This window comes from Rhodococcus sp. 06-1474-1B (assembly GCF_002258885.1).
Lineage (GTDB): Bacteria > Actinomycetota > Actinomycetes > Mycobacteriales > Mycobacteriaceae > Rhodococcoides > Rhodococcoides fascians.
In genome coordinates this window covers 17,537-40,173 of the sequence record NZ_NOYR01000034.1, presented here as the reverse complement: position 1 = coordinate 40,173, position 22,637 = coordinate 17,537, and the positions used below count along the sequence as shown (strand labels likewise).

Here is a 22,637-nt window from a genome sequence, read left to right as displayed (position 1 = left end):
CCCGAAATCAGTTGGCGCCGGCGGTTTCGATACCGGCCTGCATGTCCGTGATCGCCTGGTCGACGCTCTTCTCACCCTTGATGGCGGCAGAGACGTTGTCCTGCACGGCCTTCGAGACGGCCGGGTAGAACGGGGTGACGGGACGCGGAACGGCGTTCTCGATGGATGCCTTCAATGCGGGAAGGTACGGCATCGCGGCGATCAGTGCGGGATCGTCGTACAGCGAGGAGAGCACGGGCGGCAAAGCACCCTCGGCGATGATGCGCTGCGCCTTCTCGCCCTGCATGAAGCGCAGGAAGTCGGCAGCAGTGGCCTTGTTCTCGGAGTACGCGCTGATCGCGGCGTTGTATCCGCCGAGCGTCGAGGTGCCCACGCCGGTGACGCCGGGAAGCGGTGCGACCGCGTACTTTCCGACCACAGCCGAACCTTCTTCTGCGGCGGTGCCGTAGACGTACGGCCAGTTGCGCAGGAACAGTGTCTTTCCGTCCTGGAACGCCTGCTGGCTGTCGGACTCCTTGAACGTGGTGTCCTGGGCCGGGATGACGCCGGTCTCGAACGCGGTGACCAGAGTCTGCAGTCCGGCCTTGGCTTCCGGGCTGTTGACGGTGGGGGTCTTGCCGTCTTCGCCGACGATCGATCCGCCGTGCGCGTTGATGATCTCCGACGCGTTGGCCGTCAGACCCTCGTAGGGGGCGAATTGCCCTGCGTAGCAGTCGATGTTGTTGTCGCGGGCGACCTGGCAGTCCTCGGTGAGCTCGGCCCAGGTGGTGGGTGCTTCGGGGAGCAGATCACTGCGGTAGTAGAGCAGTCCGCCGTTGGTGTTCTTCGGCGCGGCGTACTGCTTGCCGTTGTAGGTCGCACTCGCGACGGTCGCCGGAAGAACGCCTGCGTTGTCGAGTGCGAATTCGCCCTCGAGCGGCACGAGCCAGCCCTTGGCCGCGAACTCGGCGGTCCAGACGACGTCGAGTGCCATGACGTCGTAGTCGCTCTGCTGCGCCTGGAGCTGCTGAACGAAGTCGTCGTGGGCCTGATCGGCGTCGGCGGACTGCTCCTTGAAGGTGACCTGCTGATCAGGGTTGGCGGCGTTCCACTCCGAGATGATCTGCTGGACGACACCGGTCTCGGTGGTGTCCTGGCCCTCGACATAGGTGATAGGTCCACGGCCGTCGGCATTTTCGGATGCAGCACCCGAATCGCCGCTCGAACCGCTGTCGCTCGAACATCCGGTGAGCGTCAGCAGCGTGGCTGCTGTCGCAACCACTGCCACCTTCGTGATCAAAGACGCCATTGTTTTCTCCACTTACTTCTACGCGGTGGTATGCGCCCGGAGATGGGCACGCAGAATCGTTCTGTGATGCTCCCCCGACACATATGTCGATGGGTACTGTGGCACACAACTCACCGCGTAGGGGTCATTATCGAGTTCCTGAATCGGTCAACCCGGACGTGTCGGAGGTGCCCGGTACCCTTTCGCTCATGAGTTCGGACAAGATGCTGACGCGAATCGGCGGGTTGCTGCGTCAGGCGGAGTCCACCGACAACCCCCACGAGGCCGAGGCCTTCATGGAGGCCGCGCAGCGTTTGGCCACGTCGGCGTCGGTGGATCTGGCGGTGGCGCGTTCGCACAGCGCATCCCGCGAACGGCAGGCGACGCCGACTCAGAAGGTCATCCCCATCGGTGAACCGGGCAAGCGTGGACTCAAGACCTACGTTCAACTGTTCGTCGCCATCGCCCACGCAAACGATGTGCAGTGCGACGTAGCCAGATCATCGACGCAGGTCTTCGCCTACGGTTTCGACTCGGACATCGAGACCACCGAGGCCTTGTACTCGTCTCTACTGATCCAGATGGTCCGAGCGTCCGACGCGTACATCAAGTCCGGTGCGTACAAATCCGAGACGGCCATCCGCACCGTCACCGAGGTCAAGAATCGTCGCCGCTACACCCGACGCGAGGAAGTGCCCGTCGCCGCCGTCACGGCACGTCTGAACTTCCAGACGGCATTCGCGTCGCGCATCGGTCAACGGCTCGCGGAGGTCAAGAAGGACACCGAGGCCAAGGCCATCGCGCAGGAGACTTCCGGTGCCGGAACCGCTCTGGTGTTGCGAGACAAAGAGATCGAGCTACGCGACTACTACCGACAGACGTCCACCGCACGCGGGCACTGGCGAGGCCAGAGCGCGAACGCCGGGTACTCGGAGGGCGCACGGAGGGCCGGCGATCGAGCGGGACGAAACGCTAGGATCGGTGCCCACGCAGAGATCGGCGGAGCAAGCCGGCAGCTGGGACGCTGACTGCTACGTGGCCGGTGATGCCGTGAACACCGGCCATCCGATGTCGGTACGCCAGAGCGTCGAGTTCTCGGTATCCCGCGGCCCGACGACGTAGACCTCGCGAACCGGCCCCGCAATGGCGAGGCCGTTGGTCTCCACGTGCACCCCGAGCGCACCGTACGTGACGTCGATGTCGTCGTGGGGTCCGTGATGAACCGTCACCGCGAGTTCGACGGGAGGCAGCGTCATCGGCCGAACTCGGCCGACGGACGGCGCGTCGATGGTGGGAACGAAGACGGTCAGCTCACCCCGCCCGTCGGTGAAGAGTTCGTTGTCGTACAGCCCGCCCGGCGGCCCGGTGGTGTCCGATACGACCGCGTCGATCTCGGCCATCGCGTCCGCATACCAGCCCAGCACGTCGGACGCGTCGACCACCTCGGAAATTGCTGCGACAGAACATTGTTCGCTGAGAACGCGTCGGACATCGATCGCAGGTGGAGTGGGATCGAGCAACCGGCGCAGCGCCGTCACGGCTGATCTGGTGTCGTCCAACTGACGCTCGAGTCGAGTGAGATGTTCGGTGATCAGTCGAGCGCGGGCATCGGGATCGGGTGTCTGCACGATTGCCCGCACCTCCCGCTCCGGCATCTGCATCTTCCGGAATCGACCAATGATCTGCGCGACCCCGACCTGATCGGTGGCGTAGTACCGATAGCCCGAGTAGTCGTCGACCGTCGCGGGTTCGAGCAGACCCGACTCGTGATAGCGACGCAGGGTCTTCACCGACAAATGGGTGATTCGAGAGAACTCGCCGATCGTGAGCAATCCGTTCATGTCGATATTCTCGCCCCTCCCCGTGGGGGAGAGTCGACTCTCCAGGGGGAGGGGTGACGCCGGATGTAGCCGAGGCCGCCGCAAACGCGCGCGCGTTCGCCAGGTGCGCGCGGAATAGCCCCGAATTCGAGGCGAATCCACTCGCGTATGACAAACGCGCGCGCGTTTGTCATACGCGAGTGGATTCGCCTCGAATTCGGGGCTATTCCGCGCGCACCTGGCGAACGCGCGCGCGTTTGCGGCGGCCTCGGCTACATCCGGCGTCACCCCTCCCCCTGGAGAGTCGACTCTCCCCCACGGGGAGGGGCGAGAATATCGACATGAACGGATTGCTCACGATCGGCGAGTTCTCTCGAATCACCCATTTGTCGGTGAAGACCCTGCGTCGCTATCACGAGTCGGGTCTGCTCGAACCCGCGACGGTCGACGACTACTCGGGCTATCGGTACTACGCCACCGATCAGGTCGGGGTCGCGCAGATCATTGGTCGATTCCGGAAGATGCAGATGCCGGAGCGGGAGGTGCGGGCAATCGTGCAGACACCCGATCCCGATGCCCGCGCTCGACTGATCACCGAACATCTCACTCGACTCGAGCGTCAGTTGGACGACACCAGATCAGCCGTGACGGCGCTGCGCCGGTTGCTCGATCCCACTCCACCTGCGATCGATGTCCGACGCGTTCTCAGCGAACAATGTTCTGTCGCAGCAATTTCCGAGGTGGTCGACGCGTCCGACGTGCTGGGCTGGTATGCGGACGCGATGGCCGAGATCGACGCGGTCGTATCGGACACCACCGGGCCGCCGGGCGGGCTGTACGACAACGAACTCTTCACCGACGGGCGGGGTGAGCTGACCGTCTTCGTTCCCACCATCGACGCGCCGTCCGTCGGCCGAGTTCGGCCGATGACGCTGCCTCCCGTCGAACTCGCGGTGACGGTTCATCACGGACCCCACGACGACATCGACGTCACGTACGGTGCGCTCGGGGTGCACGTGGAGACCAACGGCCTCGCCATTGCGGGGCCGGTTCGCGAGGTCTACGTCGTCGGGCCGCGGGATACCGAGAACTCGACGCTCTGGCGTACCGACATCGGATGGCCGGTGTTCACGGCATCACCGGCCACGTAGCAGTCAGCGTCCCAGCTGCCGGCTTGCTCCGCCGATCTCTGCGTGGGCACCGATCCTAGCGTTTCGTCCCGCTCGATCGCCGGCCCTCCGTGCGCCCTCCGAGTACCCGGCGTTCGCGCTCTGGCCTCGCCAGTGCCCGCGTGCGGTGGACGTCTGTCGGTAGTAGTCGCGTAGCTCGATCTCTTTGTCTCGCAACACCAGAGCGGTTCCGGCACCGGAAGTCTCCTGCGCGATGGCCTTGGCCTCGGTGTCCTTCTTGACCTCCGCGAGCCGTTGACCGATGCGCGACGCGAATGCCGTCTGGAAGTTCAGACGTGCCGTGACGGCGGCGACGGGCACTTCCTCGCGTCGGGTGTAGCGGCGACGATTCTTGACCTCGGTGACGGTGCGGATGGCCGTCTCGGATTTGTACGCACCGGACTTGATGTACGCGTCGGACGCTCGGACCATCTGGATCAGTAGAGACGAGTACAAGGCCTCGGTGGTCTCGATGTCCGAGTCGAAACCGTAGGCGAAGACCTGCGTCGATGATCTGGCTACGTCGCACTGCACATCGTTTGCGTGGGCGATGGCGACGAACAGTTGAACGTAGGTCTTGAGTCCACGCTTGCCCGGTTCACCGATGGGGATGACCTTCTGAGTCGGCGTCGCCTGCCGTTCGCGGGATGCGCTGTGCGAACGCGCCACCGCCAGATCCACCGACGCCGACGTGGCCAAACGCTGCGCGGCCTCCATGAAGGCCTCGGCCTCGTGGGGGTTGTCGGTGGACTCCGCCTGACGCAGCAACCCGCCGATTCGCGTCAGCATCTTGTCCGAACTCATGAGCGAAAGGGTACCGGGCACCTCCGACACGTCCGGGTTGACCGATTCAGGAACTCGATAATGACCCCTACGCGGTGAGTTGTGTGCCACAGTACCCATCGACATATGTGTCGGGGGAGCATCACAGAACGATTCTGCGTGCCCATCTCCGGGCGCATACCACCGCGTAGAAGTAAGTGGAGAAAACAATGGCGTCTTTGATCACGAAGGTGGCAGTGGTTGCGACAGCAGCCACGCTGCTGACGCTCACCGGATGTTCGAGCGACAGCGGTTCGAGCGGCGATTCGGGTGCTGCATCCGAAAATGCCGACGGCCGTGGACCTATCACCTATGTCGAGGGCCAGGACACCACCGAGACCGGTGTCGTCCAGCAGATCATCTCGGAGTGGAACGCCGCCAACCCTGATCAGCAGGTCACCTTCAAGGAGCAGTCCGCCGACGCCGATCAGGCCCACGACGACTTCGTTCAGCAGCTCCAGGCGCAGCAGAGCGACTACGACGTCATGGCACTCGACGTCGTCTGGACCGCCGAGTTCGCGGCCAAGGGCTGGCTCGTGCCGCTCGAGGGCGAATTCGCACTCGACAACGCAGGCGTTCTTCCGGCGACCGTCGCGAGTGCGACCTACAACGGCAAGCAGTACGCCGCGCCGAAGAACACCAACGGCGGACTGCTCTACTACCGCAGTGATCTGCTCCCCGAAGCACCCACCACCTGGGCCGAGCTCACCGAGGACTGCCAGGTCGCCCGCGACAACAACATCGACTGCTACGCAGGGCAATTCGCCCCCTACGAGGGTCTGACGGCCAACGCGTCGGAGATCATCAACGCGCACGGCGGATCGATCGTCGGCGAAGACGGCAAGACCCCCACCGTCAACAGCCCGGAAGCCAAGGCCGGACTGCAGACTCTGGTCACCGCGTTCGAGACCGGCGTCATCCCGGCCCAGGACACCACGTTCAAGGAGTCCGACAGCCAGCAGGCGTTCCAGGACGGAAAGACACTGTTCCTGCGCAACTGGCCGTACGTCTACGGCACCGCCGCAGAAGAAGGTTCGGCTGTGGTCGGAAAGTACGCGGTCGCACCGCTTCCCGGCGTCACCGGCGTGGGCACCTCGACGCTCGGCGGATACAACGCCGCGATCAGCGCGTACTCCGAGAACAAGGCCACTGCTGCCGACTTCCTGCGCTTCATGCAGGGCGAGAAGGCGCAGCGCATCATCGCCGAGGGTGCTTTGCCGCCCGTGCTCTCCTCGCTGTACGACGATCCCGCACTGATCGCCGCGATGCCGTACCTTCCCGCATTGAAGGCATCCATCGAGAACGCCGTTCCGCGTCCCGTCACCCCGTTCTACCCGGCCGTCTCGAAGGCCGTGCAGGACAACGTCTCTGCCGCCATCAAGGGTGAGAAGAGCGTCGACCAGGCGATCACGGACATGCAGGCCGGTATCGAAACCGCCGGCGCCAACTGATTTCGGGAGAACCAATGGCTGTACCTGCTGGTGTGACCAGTGGGGCCGCCGCAACCACCGCGGCCGGGGGCTCGTCCCCCGGCCGCGGTCGGCATGTGCGGTCCAAGAACAAGCGGTTCGGCCTGACGCAGGGTCGGGCCTGGCTGTTGATCGCACCGACGATGGTGATCCTCGCGATCGTCATCGTCTACCCGGTGATCCGGGCCCTGGTGATGTCCTTCTCCAAGGATCCCGGTCTCGATCCCGTCACCGGCATGTTCGTCACCGGTGGATCTGCCGGCTTCGACAACTACACGCACTGGATCCTGCAGCAATGCACTTCGGCGTCGGGCACGTTGGTGCCCTGCCCGCCGGGAACGCTGGGGTCGCAGTTCTGGGGCGCCGTCGGAAACACCGCGTTCTTCACGGTCGTCACGGTGTCCATCGAGGTGGTCATCGGCTTCGGAATGGCCGTCATCATGGGCAAGACCTTCGCCGGACGCGCCCTGTTGCGAGCGGCAATCCTGATCCCCTGGGCGATCCCGACGGCGGTCACGGCCAAGCTCTGGTACTTCATCTTCGCGTACGACGGTGTCGCCAATCGCATTCTGGGAACCAACATTCTGTGGACCGGCGACGCGTGGCCCGCTCGTTTCGCCGTCATCATCGCCGACGTGTGGAAGACGACGCCGTTCATGGCGCTGTTGATTTTGGCCGGGTTGCAGATGATTCCCGCCGACGTCTACGAGGCGGCCCGCGTCGACGGGGCGTCGGCGTGGCAGCGGTTCACCAAGATCACACTGCCGTTGGTCAAGCCCGCGTTGATGGTGGCAGTTCTGTTCCGCACCATGGACGCGCTGCGTATGTACGACTTGCCGGCGATCCTCACCGAGGGCAATCCCGCCACCCGAACCATTTCGATCCTGGTGGTGGATCAGATTCGGCAGGGATTCAACAGCGCTGCCTCGTTGTCGACGATCTCGTTCATCATGATCTTCGTCGTGGCGTTCATCCTGGTGAAGTTCCTCGGTGCCAATGCCGTTGCCACTCAGGACAATCAGCGCAAGGGGCCCGGCCGATGAAGCAAGCTCGCATCTATCTCGGCGTCGTCGTCATTCTCGTCTGGGGACTGGCACCGTTCTATTGGATGGTCGTCACCGCATTCCGCGACCCGCGCTACACCTTCGACACGACGCCGTGGCCGACGCACGTCACGTGGGAGAACTTCGAGAACGCGTTGTCGACGGCAAACGGCAACAATTTTCTTCGTGCGGTGGGCAACAGTCTGATCGTGGGCGGCGCGACCACACTGATCGCGTTGGTCTTCGGCATCTTCACCGCATACGCACTCTCGCGCATCGACTTTCGCTTCAAGTACGTGGTGACGGGCATCATCCTGGGTGCGTCGATGTTCCCCGTCGTCGCATTGGTGACCCCGCTGTTCCAGTTCTTCACCAACATCGGCTGGATCGGCAGCTACCAGGCGATGGTCATCCCGAACATCTCGTTCGTCCTACCGCTGACGATCTATACGCTGGCGGCGTTCTTCGCCGAATTGCCCTGGGAGCTCGAAGAAGCCGCGCGGATCGACGGTGCCGGACGATTCCAGGCATTCCGCCTGGTGATGCTCCCGCTCGCCGCGCCTGCCTTGTTCACCACCGCGATTCTCGCGTTCATCGCCGCAGTGAACGAGTACCTGCTGGCCAGTCAGCTCTCGAGTGACAAGACCGAACCGGTGACCGTCGCCATCGCGCGGTTCACCGGCAACGATCCGCTCGTGGTGCCGTATGCCGCGATCATGGCCGCGGGCACCATCGTTGCGATTCCACTGGTGATCATGGTGCTGCTGTTCCAGCGCCGCATCATCTCCGGACTGACGGCGGGCGGCGTCAAGTCGTGACGGCGCAGGACCACCTGCAGTTGTTGGCAGGCATTCTCGGGTTCTTTGCGCTGGTAGCTCTCGGTTTCGCCGTAGCCGGGATCATCGGAGGTGATCCCGGCGTGCTGCCGTCCGTAGCGCTGCTCGGCTTGCTGGTCGCACTGTGGTTCACCGTCAAGAAGATTCGCTGAAACTCGTCGTCGCGATGCCCACCAGTTCGGCCAGTGCCGGACTCATCGCGCTGCGCCACACCAGGGCCAGCAGGGCGGCGGTGTGCGAGTCGGTCAGCTCGATCGCGACGAGCCGGTCGCCGTAGAATTCGGCCATCGACCGGCTGAGAATCCCGACCCCCAAACCGCGGGTGGCGAGGTCGGCTACCGCGTCAGGTGCGCTGGCCTGCAACGTGATCGACGGTGACAGACCTCCCCCGGCGCAGTCCCTGTCGAACACCGCACGAATTCCGGTGCCCGGCGGAAGGGCAACGATCGGATATTCGCACACCTCGGCGAGTGTCGCGTCCTTCTGCGCCGCCAGTGGATGCTCCGCCGGCACGGCGGCAACGATCCGCTCGTCGATCACCACCATCGATTCGAGTCCGGCGGGGGTCCGAGAAGCGAGACCGACCAACGCAAGATCCAGCTCGCCGGATCGAACATCCGCGACGAGATCGTCCGAATTACCCTCGCGCAAAGCAATGTCGACGCCGGGATGTGCCGCGTGGAAGCCCGCCAACGCGTCGAACAGTGGGGGAACGGTGCAGGCGGTGACCATACCGACGCTCAGTCTGCCGCGCAGTAGGCCCGTCACATCGTCGACGGATTGTTTGACGGATCCTGCCGCGGCGAGTGTCGCGCGGGCCTGCGGCAACGCCGCCTGGCCGGCTGTGGTCAAAGTGGCTGTGCCGCCGGATCTGTCGATCAGCTCGGCCCCGAGTTCGCGCTCGAGCGCCCTGATCTGCGCGCTGACCCCCGATTGACTGATGTGAACGCGGGCGGCAGCGCGGGTGAAGTTCGCTTCCTCGGCCACCGCGACGAAATACTCGAGCTGCCTCAGTTCCATTGCTGTACTCCCAGATCGGGACCTTCGCCGGCATCGAGGCGGGCTATCGCGCGCTTCGGCGCGGTGACGCGGTAGCTGCAGTCGATCAGTTCGGCGGCTTCGGCCCAGACATCGCTGTCGGCCTTGTCTTTGCGGTCACTGCTCAGGTCGAACCCCACCCAGCCTGCGGGTCCGAGGTAGGCGGGATGAAAGTAGCGCGGCTCGAGTTCGCAGGCTCGCTGCTCCTCGGCGCTCTCGCATTTGACGATGATCGACAGATCGAACTGATCGCCGCCTTTGACGCCACCGCCGAAGTAGACGAACACCGAGGTCGTGCGGAAGGTCGGCCTGCCGTGCGAAACCTTCTCGGTCACGTCGGGGTACGCGAACGCCAGAGCGCGAACGCGTTCGAGAATCGGATGCTTCGAGGTGGGATCGATGGCCACGCGAGAACCATAGCGCGTAGCGTCTAGCTGCGGCTATGAGTAAAAGTTCTGGTTATGATCGGAACCAACTGTTGGACTTCTGACTGCGCCGGTTCGAGACTCGAATCCATGACACAGACACCCGCACAAATTGCAGCAACCTACTTCGAGGCCTGGAAGGCGAAGGACTTCGACACTCTGGCGTCGATCCTGCACGAAGACGCCACGTTTCGGGGGCCACTGGGCACCGCCGACAGCGGCGAAGAATGCGTCGCCGGGTTGAAGGGAATGTCGCAGATCGTCGCCGACATCGACATCGCGCACGTCTTCGTCGATGGCTCGAACGTGCTGACGTGGTTCGAGCTGCACACGTCGATCGCACCCCCGGCCCCCACCGCGAACTGGCAACGAATCGAGAACGGCAAAATCACCGAAATCAGGGTGACCTTCGACCCGCGCGCCATCGTCGAGGCGGGATAGACGAACGCCCGCCGGTACTCAATGTGACATTTGGTGGCCTTTTCGGGGGTCAATGTCACGTTGAGTGGACCGGCGGGCGTCGGTGCCGCGGAGAATTACGCGTCGATGATGAAGGCTTCGAGTTGTTCGCGAGCGACGTCGTCGGCCAGCTGCTTCGGCGGGCTTTTCATCAGGTATGCGGAAGCCGGGATGACCGGTCCACCGATGCCGCGGTCCTTGGCGATTTTCGCGGCGCGGACTGCGTCGATGATGACACCGGCGGAGTTGGGTGAGTCCCAGACCTCGAGCTTGTATTCGAGGCTCAGGGGAACGTCACCGAAGGCGCGGCCTTCGAGGCGGACGTAGGCCCACTTGCGGTCGTCGAGCCAGCCGACGTGGTCGGACGGTCCGATGTGGACGTCCTTGGCGTTGAATTCCTTCTGCAGGTTCGACGTGACGGCCTGGGTCTTGGAGATCTTCTTCGACTCGAGGCGGGTGCGCTCGAGCATGTTGAGGAAGTCCATGTTGCCGCCGACGTTGAGCTGCATGGTGCGGTCGAGCTGCACGCCGCGGTCTTCGAACAGCTTCGCCATGACGCGGTGGGTGATGGTGGCACCGACCTGGCTCTTGATGTCGTCGCCGACGATGGGGACGCCAGCGTCCTCGAACTTCTTGGCCCAGACGGGGTCGGAGGCGATGAAGACGGGGAGGGCGTTGACGAAGGCGACGCCTGCGTCGATGGCGGCCTGTGCGTAGAACTTGTCGGCTTCTTCGGATCCGACGGGGAGGTAGGACACGAGGACGTCGACCTTGGCGTCACGCAGTGCCTGTGCGACGTCGACTGCTTCGCCGTCGGCCTCGGTGATGGTCTCGCGGTAGTACTTTCCGAGGCCGTCGAGGGTCGGTCCGCGCAGGACGTGGACGTCCTTCGGGGGCACGTCGGCGATCTTGATGGTGTTGTTCTCGCTGGAGAAGATGGCCTCGGAGAGGTCGAAGCCGACCTTCTTGGCGTCGACGTCGAACGCGGCGACGAACTCGACGTCGCGGACGTGGTACTTGCCGAACATGACGTGCATCAGGCCGGGAACGGTGGCGTTCTCGTCTGCGTCCTTGTAGTACTCGACACCCTGGACCAGGGATGAGGCGCAGTTGCCCACACCCACAATGGCCACGCGGATTGCGTTGTTGTTCTCACCCATGGTCGGGTTCTCCTTCTGTCTTGACTGTCCTGTTTGGTGCTGTGTGGGACGGTGCTGGGTTGGGGGCGGCTTGCTCGGCTGCGATGACTTCGTTGAGCCAGCGCACCTCGCGTTCGCTCGATTCGAGACCGAGCTGGTGGAGTTGCCGGGTGTAGCGGTCGAGTGTTCCGTTCGCCTTGGCCACAGCGTCGCGGAGGCCTTCTCGGCGCTCCTCGACCTGGCGTCGTCTGCCTTCGAGAATGCGGACCCGAGCTTCTGCCGGGGTTCGACTGAAGAAGGCCAGATGTACGCCGAATCCGTCGTCGGTGTAGTTCTGCGGTCCGGTGTCGGCCACCAGTTCGGCAAATCGTTCCCTGCCGAGGGGGGTGAGCACGTACACCCGTTTTGCTCGTCTTTTCACGAGCAGTTCGGGACCGGCGTCCTCGGCGATGAGCCCGTCGGTTTGTAGTCGACGGAGCGCCGGGTACAGCGATCCGTACGAAAACGCACGAAATGCTCCGAGCAGGCCGGTCAGCCGCTTGCGAAGCTCGTAACCGTGCATGGGTGATTCGAGAAGCAGTCCGAGAATTGCGAGTTCGAGCATGCAACTCCCCCTTCTCGAATCCAACGATCACATCCTGGCGATGCGATGAGCCACACTATCGGAGAATGTATCGCGCCGATACATGAAGTGACAAACCAATGGCCGGTTACGTCGCGCGAATCGGCATTTACGGACGTGTTTTTCGGGGTTCTTCGCGGGTATCGACACAGGACGGCACCACATCGAAGGAGCGCATCATGCACGAAAACGATCAACCGCCCCCGCTGTCGAACGCCGAGTCCGAGCGGGGCTCCCACGTGGCGGACCTGTCGACTGTGCAACTGATCGAGCGACTGACGACTCAGGTCTCGACGCTCGTCCGGACCGAGATCGACGCCGGACTCGCCGAAGTCAAGAGCAAGGGAAGCCGCCTCGGGGTAGGCGTCGGAATCTCCGGCGCGGGTGCGTTGCTGCTGTTCCTCGGGCTCGCCACCTTGATCGCTACCGCAGTGCTCGGACTGGCGACAGTGTTGTCCGCATGGCTCGCGGCGCTGATCGTCGCGATCGCGGTGCTGGCGATCGGGGGCATTCTGGCCGCAGTCGGCGCGTCCCGGGCCAAGAAGGCCTTGCCGCCGATTCCCGCGGACACCGCAGCACGTATCGGCGACGACATCACCGCAGTGAAGGAGGGAATCCGATGACCGACACACCGGCGCACAGTGTTCCCGGCAACTCCGATCAGCCGCCCAGCATCGAGGAACAGCGTTCCGAACTGGCCGACACCGTCGCCGCTCTCGCGGCCAAAGCCGACATCCCCACTCGAGTGGGCAACGAGGCCTCTCGACAGGCGACACGTGCCTCCGATGCGGTGCGCAGTAGGCCCGGCACTGCCGCAGGGGCCGTGGGCTTCGTGGTGACCGCAGTGTTGGTGACGGTTCTTCTTCGTCGCCGACGTACGAGAAAGGTGTTTCGATGAGTGCAGTATCGAAGGCGTTCTACAGACCGATGTCGTTGGCGACGAGTGTGCTCGGCGGGCTGGCGGCCGGCGCGGTGTTCAAGCAGGTGTGGAAGCACGTCGGCGACGACGACGCGGCGGCCCCCGACCCGAAAGATCTGAATCGCTCCGTCCGAGAGGTGCTGATCGCGGCAGCCGTCCACGGTGCGGTGTTCGGCGTCGTCAAGGCCGCAGTCGACAGGGCAGGGGCAACCGGTTACCGCGCCATCACGCACGAGAGCCCGAAGTAGCCGACACGCAACATGATTCGCGGCGTCTATCGGCTTACCGAGACGATGTTGCCCGCGAAGTCCGCTTCGACGCGGCCACCCTGATCGTCGTCGTTGTGTGCGGTGATCGAGATGCGCTGCTCGCCGCGGGAATCGGTGATCATGACGTACTCGACGGCGGCGTCCGGAACCCCGACGGCCTCGGGCGTTCCCGCGACGAGGCCGGCCAGAACTGCGGAATCAATTGTGGCCCAGTCGAAGAGAGCCTCTTGCGCGTCTGGCGCGTCGGTCTCGTGATACATCTCGAACCCCCCGGAGACGAACACGCGCTCTCGTCGGCCCTCTGCCGTCGGGCGATAGACGTCGGCACGGTTGCCGTCCATCTGAATGAACACCTCGAGAACCTGCGAACTGCCGAAACGTTGCACGTAGCGTTCTCGGAAATCGTCGAGTCCGGCTGCCGTGTCGAAAACGAACGGGCGAGCGACTATCGGGGTGACGTCGACCGGCAGGTCCATCGGCACGGTGGGGGTCACGCTGCGCGTCGACGTGGATGCGACGACGGCAGCAGTCGGAACCGGTTGTTCGCCGGTCCTGGTCGACAGAAACACCACTAGCCCTACAGTCACGATGACGACCGAGCCGAGTGCCAGCAGTAGCCGGTTCTTCGGCTCGGATGTTCGCGGCGGTGGTTCCGGAAGGTCGACGTCGATTTGTAGGTCGGAGACCAGTCGTCGCAGATCGCGCAGGGTGATGGCCACCCGCGCACGTTCGCTACGTAGGCGGTGCTCGTCGAAGGTGAGCTGGCCGTCGGCGTATGCGGAATCCAGAACGGTGGCGGTCAGCGCGCGGTCTATGTCGCGAGCGCGAAAATCGGGTCGTGGTGCCACCTGCGGGCTTCCTTTCCGGACTGATCAGCCGAACGAAAACGGCGTGACACGCAGGAAGTTGCCTGCGGGATCGAATAGGAGAGTTCCGCTTTCCTGGTCGGTGTTGTCGGCGGAGACGGAAATTTGCGGGCCGTTGTCGCTGCCGTGGAAGCTCACGTTGTAGCTGTCGATGCGACTCATGTTCAAGCTCTCGCGGGCACCGGCGATGATCCCCGCTGCCTTCGTCAGATCGACCGTCGCCAGGTCGATCTGAGGTTCGTCGAAGTCGCGGGTGCTCGAGAAGTTGTCGTCGTAGTCGTCGATCACGCCGTCGCGATAGGTGTAGCTGACCTGTTTCTGTGGCACCCCGGGTGCGGGTGCCGAAATGACGGCGTAGTCGTCGTACAGCCCGAGTCTGTCGACCACCGACGTGCCGATCTTCTGTTGCAGTGCATCGACGATATCTACGACGACTGCAGGATTCTTGTACCCGGCCGACCCGAGACCCGATTCGGGGTCATCGGTGTTCGAGCACGCGCGAATGCCGAAGGTGAGCGCCACGAGGGCGGCAACGGCAGGGACCGCGACGGCCATGAAGCCCAGGCGTGAGCCCTTTGCCGTCGTGATCGGATGCGCGAACTCGATCGGGTCGGCCATCGGCGGCAGGTCGGTGTCGTTCTGAAGGTCCTCGATGAGGGCGTGCAGATCGGCGATCGTGTCGGCTTCCTTCGCCAGATCGATCCTTGCGGCGTGCTCGAAATCGGACAGCTGGCCATCGGCGAGTGCTTCGTCCAACGTGGCGCAAGTGTCGGTGCGATCCACATCACGCGCTCGCGTACTGGGTGACAGTCGCGTCGGCACAGGTGGAGCATAGTTTCTCGGCCCAGGAATGGGGGTCGATCGTCGTCCAGGCGGGGATCGCAGGTCTCCATCGACACTGCCGCACGTACTCTGGTTCTCGTGCGACTTCAGCGACAGGTGGTGGACTACGCCCTTCAGCGTCGGTCGCTGCTGGCCGAGGTCTACTCCGGTAGGACGGGCGTGGCAGCGGTCTGCGATGCAGATCCCTATCTTCTACGTGCCGCCAAGTTCCACGGCCGCGGCAGCGACGTAGTGTGCCCGATCTGCCGGAAGGAGCAGCTCACGCTGGTGTCGTGGGTGTTCGGCGAGAAGCTCGGACCCCTGTCCGGCTCCGCGAGAACGGCCGACGAACTCGGCCGGCTGGCTGCCACCCAAGAGGAATTTTCGGTCCATGTGGTCGAGGTCTGCCGCTCGTGCAGCTGGAATCACCTCGTCCAGTCCTACGTCCTCGGGGCCGTGCCCGCACCCAAGCAACCCCGTCGCCCACGATCGGGATCCCGTCAACCGAACCGTCGAACTGCGAGTGAATGACACAATCGCTTCGCTGAACCCAGCCACCGAGAATTCGACGCGGCCGCCGAGATTACTGGAGATTCGTACGTGAGTTCCCCCTACGACAACAACCCGGGTAACAACGAACCTGGCCGTAGCGACTCCGGACGGCGCCCCGACGTGCCCGGACCACCGCGCGGCAGCCGCCATTCCGATCCGCCCGGACGTCGTCCGGTACCTCCTCCGGGTCAGCGTCCGCTACCGCCTCCCGGGCAGCGTCCGATGCCACCGCAGGGTCGACCGCCGATGCCACCTCCGGGTCAGCGTCCGGTACCGCCTCCGGGCCAGCGCCCCGGGCCCCCTCCTGGGCAGCGTCCGATGCCACCGCAGGGTCGACCGCCGATGCCTCCCGCCGGCCAACGTCCGGGTCCGCCTCCGGGTCAGCGTCCGATGCCACCGCAGGGTCGACCGTCCGGTGACGGTCGCTACGCCGCGGCAGGTGTCACTCGATCGGGATCCGTCCCGCCGCCACACGAACCGAACGATCCATCAGCTAGCTCCTCGGGCAACGAACCGCCCGAGCCCCCCGAAAGAGGTTCCGCCGCGAAAACGAAGAAGAAGTCCAAGTGGCGGGTAGTTCGACGCACGTTGTATGCGTTGGTCGCCTTGGGCCTGATAGTGCCGATTCTGCTGTTCATGGTGGCGTACACGCTGGTGGACGTCCCGCGGCCCGGTGACCTCAGGACCAATCAGGTTGCGACGATCTTCGCCTCCGACGGGTCGAGCGTGCTCGGCAAGGTGGTGCCACCCGAGGGCAACCGAACCGATGTCACGATCGACCAGATTCCGGAGCACGTGCGTAACGCCGTGCTCTCGGCGGAGGATCGCGACTTCTATTCCAATCCCGGGTTCTCGGTGACCGGCTTCGGCCGTGCCCTGCGCGACAACGTTCTCGGACGTGACAGCGCGGGCGGCGGTTCCACGATCACCCAGCAGTACGTCAAGAATGCGGTGGTCGGCTCCGAGCGGACGTTGACGCGAAAGATGCGCGAGCTGGTCATCTCGTCGAAGATGGCTCGCCAATGGTCCAAGGACGACATTCTCGCGGCGTATCTGAACACCATCTATTTCGGTCGTGGCGCTTATGGCATCGCTGCCGCGTCGACGGCGTACTTCGGCAAATCCGTGGATCAGCTCTCGGTCGAGGAAGGCGCAGTACTGGCTGCGACCATCCAGCAGCCGTCCGGACTCGATCCGGAAGTCAACCCCACCGGTGCTCAGTCGCGGTGGAACTACGTGCTTGACGGCATGGTCTCGCAGGGCCAGCTCGATCCGACTCAGCGTGCGGCGATGCAGTATCCGCAGTGGGTCCCCATTTCTCAGGTCGATTCGGGTGATGCCGCCGACGCAGGTCCCAACGGTCTGATCAAGGCGCAGGTACTGCGTGAGTTGTCGGCTGTCGGGGTCAGTGATCAGGATCTGAACACCGAGGGTCTGCAGATCACGACGACGATCGATCCGAGGGCGCAGGCCGCCGCGGTCGAGGCCGTGGACAACAACCTGCAGGGTGAGCCGTCGGAGCTGCGCACGGCGTCGGTGTCGATCGATCCGCGCAGTGGCGCGGTCCGCTCGTACTACGGCGGCGCGGACGGGCGCGGTTTCGACTTCGCGCAGTCCGGGTTGCAGACCGGATCGTCGTTCAAGGTGTTCGGCCTCGCCGCTGCCTTGGACCAGGGCATTCCGCTGTCGAAGATGTACGACAGTTCCTCGCTCGACGTCAACGGCATCCAGATCAGCAACGTCGAGGGCGAATCCTGTGGCACGTGCACCATCGCCGAAGCCCTCAAGCGGTCGCTGAACACGAGCTTCTACCGCATGATGCTGGGCATGGACAACGGCCCGCAGGCGATCGCGGACATGGCACACAAGCTCGGTATCCCGCAGGAGATCGAGGGCGTCGGCCCCACGCTGACCGAGCCCGACAACGCGGGCCCGAACTACGGAATCGTGCTCGGCCAGTACCAGTCGCGGGTGATCGATATGGCCTCGGCCTACGCCACACTGGCAGCCTCCGGCGTCTACCACACCCCGCACTTCGTGCAGAAGGTCGTCACGGCCGACGGCACGGTGTTGCTCGATCGTGCACCCGAGGCCGGTCAGCAGGTCGTCTCGGCGGCGGTGGCCGACAACGTGACGTCGGCGATGCGTCCGATCGCCGGGTACTCCAACGGTCACAACCTCGCGGGTGGTCGTCAATCGGCGGCGAAGACCGGTACCGCGCAGCTCGGTGATACCGGACAGAACAAGGACGCCTGGATGGTCGGGTACACCCCGTCACTGTCGACGGCGGTGTGGGTCGGTACCGAGCAGGGCTTGCCGCTCGAGAACAGTTACGGCGGTCCGATCTACGGATCGGGCATACCGTCGGACATCTGGAAGGCGACGATGGACGGCACGCTCGAGGGCACCTCGAACGAGACGTTCCCGACGCCCGAGGCCATCGCCGGTCAGGCAGGTGTCCCGCAGTACTCGGCACCGGCCGCACCGGTCACGACGGTGGCTCCGTCCGCGCCGCCGCCCGTGACTCTGCCGATCCCGACGGAGATTTCGCCGCCGGTGGTCATCACGCCGCGTCAGGTCGAGATTCTGCCGGGCGTCACCATTCCGCTGCCGGGTCTGGCCCCGGCTCAGCCCGCACAGCCACCGGCAGCACCCGAGCCGGCAGCCCCCGAACCGGCGACTCCCGGCCAGTAGCACCGAACGGTGACGACCGAACCCGAGCGCAAGGGCAGAGCCCTTGCCAGTCCTGGTCGCCTGGACACGGCGAGTGCAACGGACCGTGACGCACCCAGCCGTACCGATCCGATGACCGAGGAACTGTCCTCGGTCATCGGCGGGCCGGTGGGCGCGCACGCTCTGGTCGGTCGGCAACGGTGGTTCACTGCGCTGCGGGTCATCCTGTTGCTCGCTGTGGTCTTTCTCTGCTTCGGCTGGTTCGCCAAGGCAGCGTGCATTCAACAGGCACCGGTGGGTCCGAACGGTGAACTCGGACTCGACTGGAGCGGCAGTCGCCAGTACGTGGCGATGTGCTATTCGGACACCGTGCCGCTCTACGGTGCCGAGCGGCTCGACCAAGGCGCGTTTCCGTACAAGAAGTCCTGGGAAGAAACGAAGGCCGACGGGTCGAGTCAGATCCGGTACATGGAATATCCGGTCATTGCCGGCCTGTACCAGTACGGCTCGATGGTCGTCGGAAAGGCATGGAACTCACTGAGTTTCCTGCCGCAAGCCCTGCCTGTGGTCGTCTACTTCAACGTCGTCGCTCTGGGATTGGCCGTCGCGTGGCTGGTCACCGTGTGGGCGACGGCGATCTCGGCGGGGCGACGCATCTGGGACGCTGCCCTGGTGGCTGCCTCACCGCTGGTGATCGTGCATGGATTCACCAACTTCGACGCTCTCGCAACGGCATTCGCGCTCACCGGTCTGCTGGCCTGGGCCAAGAAGCGGCCCGTACTGGCCGGCATACTGCTGGGTCTCGGCGGTGCCACCAAGCTCTATCCTCTGTTGTTCCTCGGGCCGCTGCTGGTGTTGTGCTGGCGGGCCGGCCGCATGCGCGAGTGGGGGCTGACCGCAGCGGCTGCCCTCGGGGCCTGGCTTGCGGTCAATCTTCCACTGGCCCTGCTGTATCCGACGGGGTGGTACGAGTTCTTCCGGCTCAACTCCGAGCGCGGAGCCGACCCCGATTCGCTGTACAACGTCGTCACTTCCTTCACCGGATGGACGGGCTTCGACGGCCCCCTCTATCCGGGGGACAAGCCGATGGTTCTCAACGCAGTCACGCTGCTGCTCTTCGCCGTCGTGTGTGCGCTGATCGCCTACATCGGTACGACGGCTCCGACCCGGCCGAGGCTGGCCCAGTTGGTGTTTCTGGTGGTGGCCGGGTTCCTGCTGACCAACAAGGTGTGGAGTCCCCAGTACTCGCTGTGGCTGGTCCCTCTCGCGGTGCTGGCTCTACCGCATCGTCGAATCCTGTTGGCGTGGATGGCAATCGACGCGTTCGTCTGGTTCCCCCGGATGTACTACTACCTGGGCGTGGACAACAAGGGGCTGCCCGAACAGTGGTTCACCGCCACCGTGGTCGTGCGCGATATCGCAGTGATCGGCCTGTGCGCGTTGATCGTTCGGCAGATCTACCGGCCGTCGGAGGATCTCATTCGAAACGGCAGCGCCGTCGACCCGCTCGGTGGCGTGCTCGACGGCGCTGCAGATCGAACCGGTCGGCGTGCGGTCACATATAGCGGCCGAGCTGCTTGACGGCTTCACCGGCGTGCTTGGCCTGGATGCCGTCGCCGATGGCCTGTAGCTTCCATTCACTGCCCTGGCGGTAGACCTTCGCCATCACCAATCCGGTGAACGGCATGCCGCCCTGCAGGGTGAAGCGGGCGAGTTCGGTGTTGGTGGTGTTGTCGACCAGCCGGCAGAACGCATTGGCGACCTGCTCGAACGTCTGGCCGCGGTACGAGGTGACCGTGAAGACGATGCCGGTGACGTGCTGGGGTACTCGCGTCAGATCGACGACGATGACCTCGTCGTCGCCCTCGCCCTCACCGGTCAGGTTGTCTCCCTTGTGCGTGATCGACCCGTCCTTGGCGTTGAGCTGGCCGTAGTACACGACATCGTTGACGTTGCGATCTGCCAGCATGATCGCCGACGCGTCCAAGTCGATGTTCGCCGCACGGCCCCCGCCGCCGAACAGTCCACCCTTCTTCGGGGTCGTCACCGGGTCCCAGCCGAGGCCCATGCGAATGACCGTCAGGGCAACTCCGCCGTCCTTGCGGAGAGTGACCTTCTGGCCCTTGGACAGACTGACGGGCTTGGACTTGGTGAGACTGACTTCCGGAGCCTGGGCGTCGTCCACGGAGACACCGTGATCGGTCACCAACGCAGCGAAACCACCCGCGTATCCCTGCCCCACGGCGCGCACTTTCCAGCTCCCCTGGCGGCGGTAGATCTCCAGCGCGATGACGATGGATTCGGAGCTGAGGCCGTCGATCGTGTACTCGTACAACACATTTCCCGCTGTGTCACTGACTCGCGCGACCGGGGGTGCCGATCGGCCGAAGTTGCTCGATGCGTCGTCGAGGGTGATGACCGCACGGATCTGCTCGATGTCGGACGGAACTGCGCCGAGCGAGACGGCGAGCCGCGCCGGCCCGCCCTGCCCTGGTTCGAGGCGAACACCGGGACCGGTCGGCTGATTGAAGAACACGAAATCGGCGTCCGTGCGCACCTTTCCGGCGTCGGTGACCAGAAGTGCAGACAGATCGGCCGGCACTGCCAGGGCGATGGACACGACGACGTCGCCGACGGTGAGGGGGCCGTTCTGACCCTTGGACAACGGTTGACCGGCCGGAGCAGACAATGTGGTGGACTCTCTCTCGAAGTGCTGGTTACCGTCATCCAATGTACTTGGTCGATTTGTCCGACTGATGTGACCGCGAAGGCCTGTCGGTCAGATCTGGCGGAGGGCGAACAGGTCACCCGGGGTGCAGCCGAGCACCCGGCATACGGCGGTCAAGGTGGAGAATCGGATGGCCTTGGCGCGGTCGTTCTTGAGTACCGACAGATTCACGACGCTGACCCCCGCCAGACGCGACAGCTCGGCGAGCGTCATGCCGCGGGCTTCGAGGATCTCGCCGAGATGACACACGACGAGATGGTCGACGAACTCCTCGGCCATCAGACCAGACCATCGGCATCACGAGCGAGCTTGGAGCCCTGGGCGATGGTGGCGTAGACGAATTGCAGGAATGTGGACACGAAGATTGCGATCCAGAGACCGGTGGCCGGTCGAGCGGTGTCCACGGTCCCGCTCAGCTCGAGCGCACCGACGACGCTGTTGGTGCCCAGCATGTTCGTGAACCCAGTGATGATGGGGTAGGCGAGAATGCACGCGCCGATCACTACGACGTCGGTGCGTGCGGCGTTGGTGAAGGGATTCCCGGCGATGACGCGATCGCAGAAGCGGTAGAAGAACAGCAGGCCCACCAGGATGATCACCAGTCCGACGGCGAGGGATCCGTAGCGCATCACGTCGATGAAGCCCAGCAGTCGTACGATTTCGGCTTTCGGGACGCTCAGCTCGACCGAGTTCCCCGGTTGCAACTGGCCTCCGAACAACTCCACCGGCGGGGTGTTCCACTCGGGTTCGACCGTGGCGCTGACGTAGTCCGAGGAGTGGTATTTCCACATTTTCCAGCCGGTCCAGCCCACGGCCAGTGCTCCGTAGAACACCATCGCCCACTTGTTGGTCCTCATGGAACCCAGTCCGTATGCCATCCCGCCGCCTCCATATCGATAGTCGATAACAACGAATATCGTTAACCTATCGAAAATCGATACGGTGTCAAGGGGTGGGCTGTGTCATCGGCGTAAGGCCGACTCCAACTGCCGCCCGATTTCCGCGACCAATCGGGTGGAATCGGCGGGTACTACGTCGATCGACGCGTGGGACCGAACGAGGTAGCGGCCGTCTCCGTCGAAGTCCATCCAGAAGAACGAGACGGCATCGGTATCGCGGCGGTGGTCGTAGGTGGCGCCGCGCGCGACGATCACCTCGCCGACTGCCGATCGCGGTCGGGCGAAAAACGCCTCGAATTTCTCGTCCGCAGTCGCGTTTCGAGTGGCCGTGGACAGGATTGCTCCGCTCGATGTGGTTGCAGTGCAGGGATGTTCGAGGGTCGCGGCCGCACGGCGTCCGGCCTGCACGGTCGGCACGGACTCGGCGATCCGTACGGGGGCAGATGCCGGGGTCACCGTGTCGATCGTGACCGAACAGTCCGGCCCAGGTCGTTGGGTGAGGACGACCGCGAGATCGTGGGTCACCGCTGCATGAACGCGCACCGGGCTGTGCCCGAAGTCGTGTGTGTCGCTTCGGCATTCGATGCGCACAGCGGGGTCGATCACCACTCCGATGGCTGCCTCGAGCCGCTCGTCCACCAGCGCGTCGATCCTCGCCGACGCTTCGCACCGCAGCTGTCGGAGCTGATCCTCGGTATCGACGTCGACGGTGACGGCCAGAGGGTAGGGCAACCGATCCCGTCCGAATCGACTGCAGAGCATCGCGAAATCCATGCCGTGCATGGTCCACTGCGTCACCG

General features: G+C 64.3%; 26 protein-coding genes. 13 read left to right on the top strand and 13 right to left on the bottom strand.

Going from position 1 to position 22,637, the window contains the following annotated elements:
* Positions 1-7: 7 nt before the first annotated feature.
* Positions 8-1,288 (bottom strand): ABC transporter substrate-binding protein, encoded by a 1,281-nt coding sequence (locus tag CH266_RS21925; protein ID WP_032370043.1) that lies wholly within the window; start codon positions 1,286-1,288, stop codon positions 8-10.
* 188 nt (positions 1,289-1,476) lie between these two features.
* Between CH266_RS21925 and CH266_RS21920 the strand changes: the two genes are divergently transcribed.
* Positions 1,477-2,295: a DUF2786 domain-containing protein gene (locus CH266_RS21920; protein WP_032389635.1), complete on the top strand. Its 819-nt coding sequence runs from the start codon at positions 1,477-1,479 to the stop codon at positions 2,293-2,295.
* A 3-nt stretch (positions 2,296-2,298) separates the two neighbouring features.
* On the opposite strand, the gene CH266_RS21915 is transcribed toward CH266_RS21920, so the two are convergent.
* Complete coding sequence (locus tag CH266_RS21915; protein WP_080731123.1) at positions 2,299-3,108, bottom strand: MerR family transcriptional regulator; 810 nt, start codon at positions 3,106-3,108, stop codon at positions 2,299-2,301.
* A gap of 320 nt (positions 3,109-3,428) precedes the next feature.
* On the opposite strand from CH266_RS21915, the gene CH266_RS21910 reads away from it, so the two are divergent.
* Positions 3,429-4,238 carry a MerR family transcriptional regulator gene (locus CH266_RS21910; protein WP_080731123.1) on the top strand — a complete coding sequence of 270 codons (810 nt, stop codon included), beginning with the start codon at positions 3,429-3,431 and terminating at the stop codon, positions 4,236-4,238.
* Between the two features lie 3 nt (positions 4,239-4,241).
* On the opposite strand, the gene CH266_RS21905 is transcribed toward CH266_RS21910, so the two are convergent.
* Entirely contained in the window at positions 4,242-5,060 is an 819-nt protein-coding gene (locus tag CH266_RS21905) for a DUF2786 domain-containing protein (protein WP_032389635.1), read from the bottom strand.
* Between the two features lie 188 nt (positions 5,061-5,248).
* Here CH266_RS21905 and CH266_RS21900 point away from each other — a divergent pair, with 188 nt between their 5' ends.
* From CH266_RS21900 to CH266_RS25560, 4 genes are read left to right on the top strand one after another with little or no spacing between them, the layout of a single operon-like run.
* Positions 5,249-6,529, top strand: a complete 1,281-nt coding sequence (locus CH266_RS21900; protein WP_032370043.1) for an ABC transporter substrate-binding protein — start codon at positions 5,249-5,251, stop codon at positions 6,527-6,529.
* 14 nt (positions 6,530-6,543) lie between these two features.
* On the top strand, positions 6,544-7,590 hold the full coding sequence (locus CH266_RS21895; protein WP_176457179.1) for a carbohydrate ABC transporter permease: 1,047 nt from the start codon (positions 6,544-6,546) through the stop codon (positions 7,588-7,590).
* A complete protein-coding gene (locus tag CH266_RS21890) occupies positions 7,587-8,408 on the top strand; it encodes a carbohydrate ABC transporter permease (protein ID WP_032389427.1) in 822 nt (273 codons plus the stop codon). Before CH266_RS21895 ends, CH266_RS21890 begins: the two co-directional genes overlap by 4 nt.
* A complete protein-coding gene (locus CH266_RS25560) occupies positions 8,405-8,578 on the top strand; it encodes a hypothetical protein (RefSeq protein ID WP_167327633.1) in 174 nt (57 codons plus the stop codon). The genes CH266_RS21890 and CH266_RS25560 overlap by 4 nt, the downstream gene beginning before the upstream one ends.
* Here the strand turns inward: CH266_RS25560 and CH266_RS21885 are convergent.
* Positions 8,562-9,446 carry a LysR family transcriptional regulator gene (locus tag CH266_RS21885; RefSeq protein WP_032385220.1) on the bottom strand — a complete coding sequence of 295 codons (885 nt, stop codon included), beginning with the start codon at positions 9,444-9,446 and terminating at the stop codon, positions 8,562-8,564. The genes CH266_RS25560 and CH266_RS21885 overlap by 17 nt on opposite strands.
* Positions 9,437-9,871 carry an MmcQ/YjbR family DNA-binding protein gene (locus CH266_RS21880; RefSeq protein WP_032385219.1) on the bottom strand — a complete coding sequence of 145 codons (435 nt, stop codon included), beginning with the start codon at positions 9,869-9,871 and terminating at the stop codon, positions 9,437-9,439. The genes CH266_RS21885 and CH266_RS21880 overlap by 10 nt, the downstream gene beginning before the upstream one ends.
* A gap of 108 nt (positions 9,872-9,979) precedes the next feature.
* On the opposite strand from CH266_RS21880, the gene CH266_RS21875 reads away from it, so the two are divergent.
* A complete protein-coding gene (locus CH266_RS21875) occupies positions 9,980-10,330 on the top strand; it encodes a nuclear transport factor 2 family protein (protein WP_032389425.1) in 351 nt (116 codons plus the stop codon).
* Between the two features lie 95 nt (positions 10,331-10,425).
* Here the strand turns inward: CH266_RS21875 and CH266_RS21870 are convergent, their stop codons facing one another.
* Both CH266_RS21870 and CH266_RS21865 read right to left on the bottom strand, forming a co-directional pair.
* Positions 10,426-11,508 (bottom strand): inositol-3-phosphate synthase, encoded by a 1,083-nt coding sequence (locus CH266_RS21870; protein ID WP_027495057.1) that lies wholly within the window; start codon positions 11,506-11,508, stop codon positions 10,426-10,428.
* Complete coding sequence (locus tag CH266_RS21865; protein WP_027495058.1) at positions 11,501-12,091, bottom strand: PadR family transcriptional regulator; 591 nt, start codon at positions 12,089-12,091, stop codon at positions 11,501-11,503. Before CH266_RS21865 ends, CH266_RS21870 begins: the two co-directional genes overlap by 8 nt.
* Positions 12,092-12,288: 197 nt before the next feature.
* Between CH266_RS21865 and CH266_RS21860 the strand changes: the two genes are divergently transcribed.
* Genes CH266_RS21860 through CH266_RS21850 form a run of 3 tightly spaced genes read left to right on the top strand, consistent with a single transcriptional unit; the run spans position 12,289 to position 13,276 of the window.
* Positions 12,289-12,732 carry a phage holin family protein gene (locus tag CH266_RS21860; RefSeq protein ID WP_230074919.1) on the top strand — a complete coding sequence of 148 codons (444 nt, stop codon included), beginning with the start codon at positions 12,289-12,291 and terminating at the stop codon, positions 12,730-12,732.
* Entirely contained in the window at positions 12,729-13,007 is a 279-nt protein-coding gene (locus CH266_RS21855) for a DUF3618 domain-containing protein (protein ID WP_032367665.1), read from the top strand. The genes CH266_RS21860 and CH266_RS21855 overlap by 4 nt, the downstream gene beginning before the upstream one ends.
* The gene (locus CH266_RS21850) at positions 13,004-13,276 is read left to right on the top strand and encodes a DUF4235 domain-containing protein (protein ID WP_032370038.1); all 273 of its coding nucleotides are present in this window, start codon (positions 13,004-13,006) and stop codon (positions 13,274-13,276) included. The genes CH266_RS21855 and CH266_RS21850 overlap by 4 nt, the downstream gene beginning before the upstream one ends.
* Before the next feature lie 26 nt (positions 13,277-13,302).
* Here the strand turns inward: CH266_RS21850 and CH266_RS21845 are convergent, their stop codons facing one another.
* On the bottom strand, positions 13,303-14,145 hold the full coding sequence (locus tag CH266_RS21845) for a DUF1707 SHOCT-like domain-containing protein (RefSeq protein ID WP_032389424.1): 843 nt from the start codon (positions 14,143-14,145) through the stop codon (positions 13,303-13,305).
* A 24-nt stretch (positions 14,146-14,169) separates the two neighbouring features.
* Positions 14,170-14,985: a DUF1707 SHOCT-like domain-containing protein gene (locus CH266_RS21840; RefSeq protein ID WP_255175996.1), complete on the bottom strand. Its 816-nt coding sequence runs from the start codon at positions 14,983-14,985 to the stop codon at positions 14,170-14,172.
* Between the two features lie 99 nt (positions 14,986-15,084).
* Here CH266_RS21840 and CH266_RS21835 point away from each other — a divergent pair, with 99 nt between their 5' ends.
* The 3 genes from CH266_RS21835 to CH266_RS21820 all read left to right on the top strand — a co-directional run bounded on the left by CH266_RS21835 (position 15,085) and on the right by CH266_RS21820 (position 19,791).
* The gene (locus CH266_RS21835; protein ID WP_027495064.1) at positions 15,085-15,516 is read left to right on the top strand and encodes a DUF5318 domain-containing protein; all 432 of its coding nucleotides are present in this window, start codon (positions 15,085-15,087) and stop codon (positions 15,514-15,516) included.
* Positions 15,517-15,855: 339 nt separating this feature from the next.
* Positions 15,856-18,231, top strand: coding sequence for a transglycosylase domain-containing protein (locus CH266_RS21825; protein ID WP_371828549.1), 2,376 nt, complete (start codon positions 15,856-15,858; stop codon positions 18,229-18,231).
* A gap of 111 nt (positions 18,232-18,342) precedes the next feature.
* A complete protein-coding gene (locus CH266_RS21820) occupies positions 18,343-19,791 on the top strand; it encodes a glycosyltransferase family 87 protein (RefSeq protein WP_052053643.1) in 1,449 nt (482 codons plus the stop codon).
* Here the strand turns inward: CH266_RS21820 and CH266_RS21815 are convergent.
* The 4 genes from CH266_RS21815 to CH266_RS21800 form a co-directional block, all read right to left on the bottom strand.
* Complete coding sequence (locus CH266_RS21815; RefSeq protein WP_255175995.1) at positions 19,766-20,899, bottom strand: TerD family protein; 1,134 nt, start codon at positions 20,897-20,899, stop codon at positions 19,766-19,768. The genes CH266_RS21820 and CH266_RS21815 overlap by 26 nt on opposite strands.
* Before the next feature lie 90 nt (positions 20,900-20,989).
* A complete protein-coding gene (locus tag CH266_RS21810) occupies positions 20,990-21,217 on the bottom strand; it encodes a helix-turn-helix domain-containing protein (protein WP_032370035.1) in 228 nt (75 codons plus the stop codon).
* The gene (locus CH266_RS21805; RefSeq protein WP_230592950.1) at positions 21,217-21,795 is read right to left on the bottom strand and encodes a hypothetical protein; all 579 of its coding nucleotides are present in this window, start codon (positions 21,793-21,795) and stop codon (positions 21,217-21,219) included. The genes CH266_RS21810 and CH266_RS21805 overlap by 1 nt, the downstream gene beginning before the upstream one ends.
* A gap of 105 nt (positions 21,796-21,900) precedes the next feature.
* Positions 21,901-22,635 carry an ESX secretion-associated protein EspG gene (locus CH266_RS21800; RefSeq protein WP_032370034.1) on the bottom strand — a complete coding sequence of 245 codons (735 nt, stop codon included), beginning with the start codon at positions 22,633-22,635 and terminating at the stop codon, positions 21,901-21,903.
* Positions 22,636-22,637 lie beyond the last annotated feature (2 nt).

What these genes read in the sequence shown, in the direction of transcription:
- CH266_RS21925 (WP_032370043.1), bottom strand. Translation starts at nt 1,288, where the DNA reads ATGGCGTCTTTGATCACGAAGGTGGCAGTGGTTGCGACAGCAGCCACG.
- CH266_RS21920 (WP_032389635.1), top strand. Translation starts at nt 1,477, where the DNA reads ATGAGTTCGGACAAGATGCTGACGCGAATCGGCGGGTTGCTGCGTCAG.
- CH266_RS21915 (WP_080731123.1), bottom strand. Translation starts at nt 3,108, where the DNA reads ATGAACGGATTGCTCACGATCGGCGAGTTCTCTCGAATCACCCATTTG.
- CH266_RS21910 (WP_080731123.1), top strand. Translation starts at nt 3,429, where the DNA reads ATGAACGGATTGCTCACGATCGGCGAGTTCTCTCGAATCACCCATTTG.
- CH266_RS21905 (WP_032389635.1), bottom strand. Translation starts at nt 5,060, where the DNA reads ATGAGTTCGGACAAGATGCTGACGCGAATCGGCGGGTTGCTGCGTCAG.
- CH266_RS21900 (WP_032370043.1), top strand. Translation starts at nt 5,249, where the DNA reads ATGGCGTCTTTGATCACGAAGGTGGCAGTGGTTGCGACAGCAGCCACG.
- CH266_RS21895 (WP_176457179.1), top strand. Translation starts at nt 6,544, where the DNA reads ATGGCTGTACCTGCTGGTGTGACCAGTGGGGCCGCCGCAACCACCGCG.
- CH266_RS21890 (WP_032389427.1), top strand. Translation starts at nt 7,587, where the DNA reads ATGAAGCAAGCTCGCATCTATCTCGGCGTCGTCGTCATTCTCGTCTGG.
- CH266_RS21885 (WP_032385220.1), bottom strand. Translation starts at nt 9,446, where the DNA reads ATGGAACTGAGGCAGCTCGAGTATTTCGTCGCGGTGGCCGAGGAAGCG.
- CH266_RS21875 (WP_032389425.1), top strand. Translation starts at nt 9,980, where the DNA reads ATGACACAGACACCCGCACAAATTGCAGCAACCTACTTCGAGGCCTGG.
- CH266_RS21870 (WP_027495057.1), bottom strand. Translation starts at nt 11,508, where the DNA reads ATGGGTGAGAACAACAACGCAATCCGCGTGGCCATTGTGGGTGTGGGC.
- CH266_RS21865 (WP_027495058.1), bottom strand. Translation starts at nt 12,091, where the DNA reads ATGCTCGAACTCGCAATTCTCGGACTGCTTCTCGAATCACCCATGCAC.
- CH266_RS21860 (WP_230074919.1), top strand. Translation starts at nt 12,289, where the DNA reads ATGCACGAAAACGATCAACCGCCCCCGCTGTCGAACGCCGAGTCCGAG.
- CH266_RS21855 (WP_032367665.1), top strand. Translation starts at nt 12,729, where the DNA reads ATGACCGACACACCGGCGCACAGTGTTCCCGGCAACTCCGATCAGCCG.
- CH266_RS21850 (WP_032370038.1), top strand. Translation starts at nt 13,004, where the DNA reads ATGAGTGCAGTATCGAAGGCGTTCTACAGACCGATGTCGTTGGCGACG.
- CH266_RS21825 (WP_371828549.1), top strand. Translation starts at nt 15,856, where the DNA reads ATGCCACCGCAGGGTCGACCGCCGATGCCTCCCGCCGGCCAACGTCCG.
- CH266_RS21820 (WP_052053643.1), top strand. Translation starts at nt 18,343, where the DNA reads ATGACCGAGGAACTGTCCTCGGTCATCGGCGGGCCGGTGGGCGCGCAC.
- CH266_RS21810 (WP_032370035.1), bottom strand. Translation starts at nt 21,217, where the DNA reads ATGGCCGAGGAGTTCGTCGACCATCTCGTCGTGTGTCATCTCGGCGAG.
- CH266_RS21805 (WP_230592950.1), bottom strand. Translation starts at nt 21,795, where the DNA reads ATGAGGACCAACAAGTGGGCGATGGTGTTCTACGGAGCACTGGCCGTG.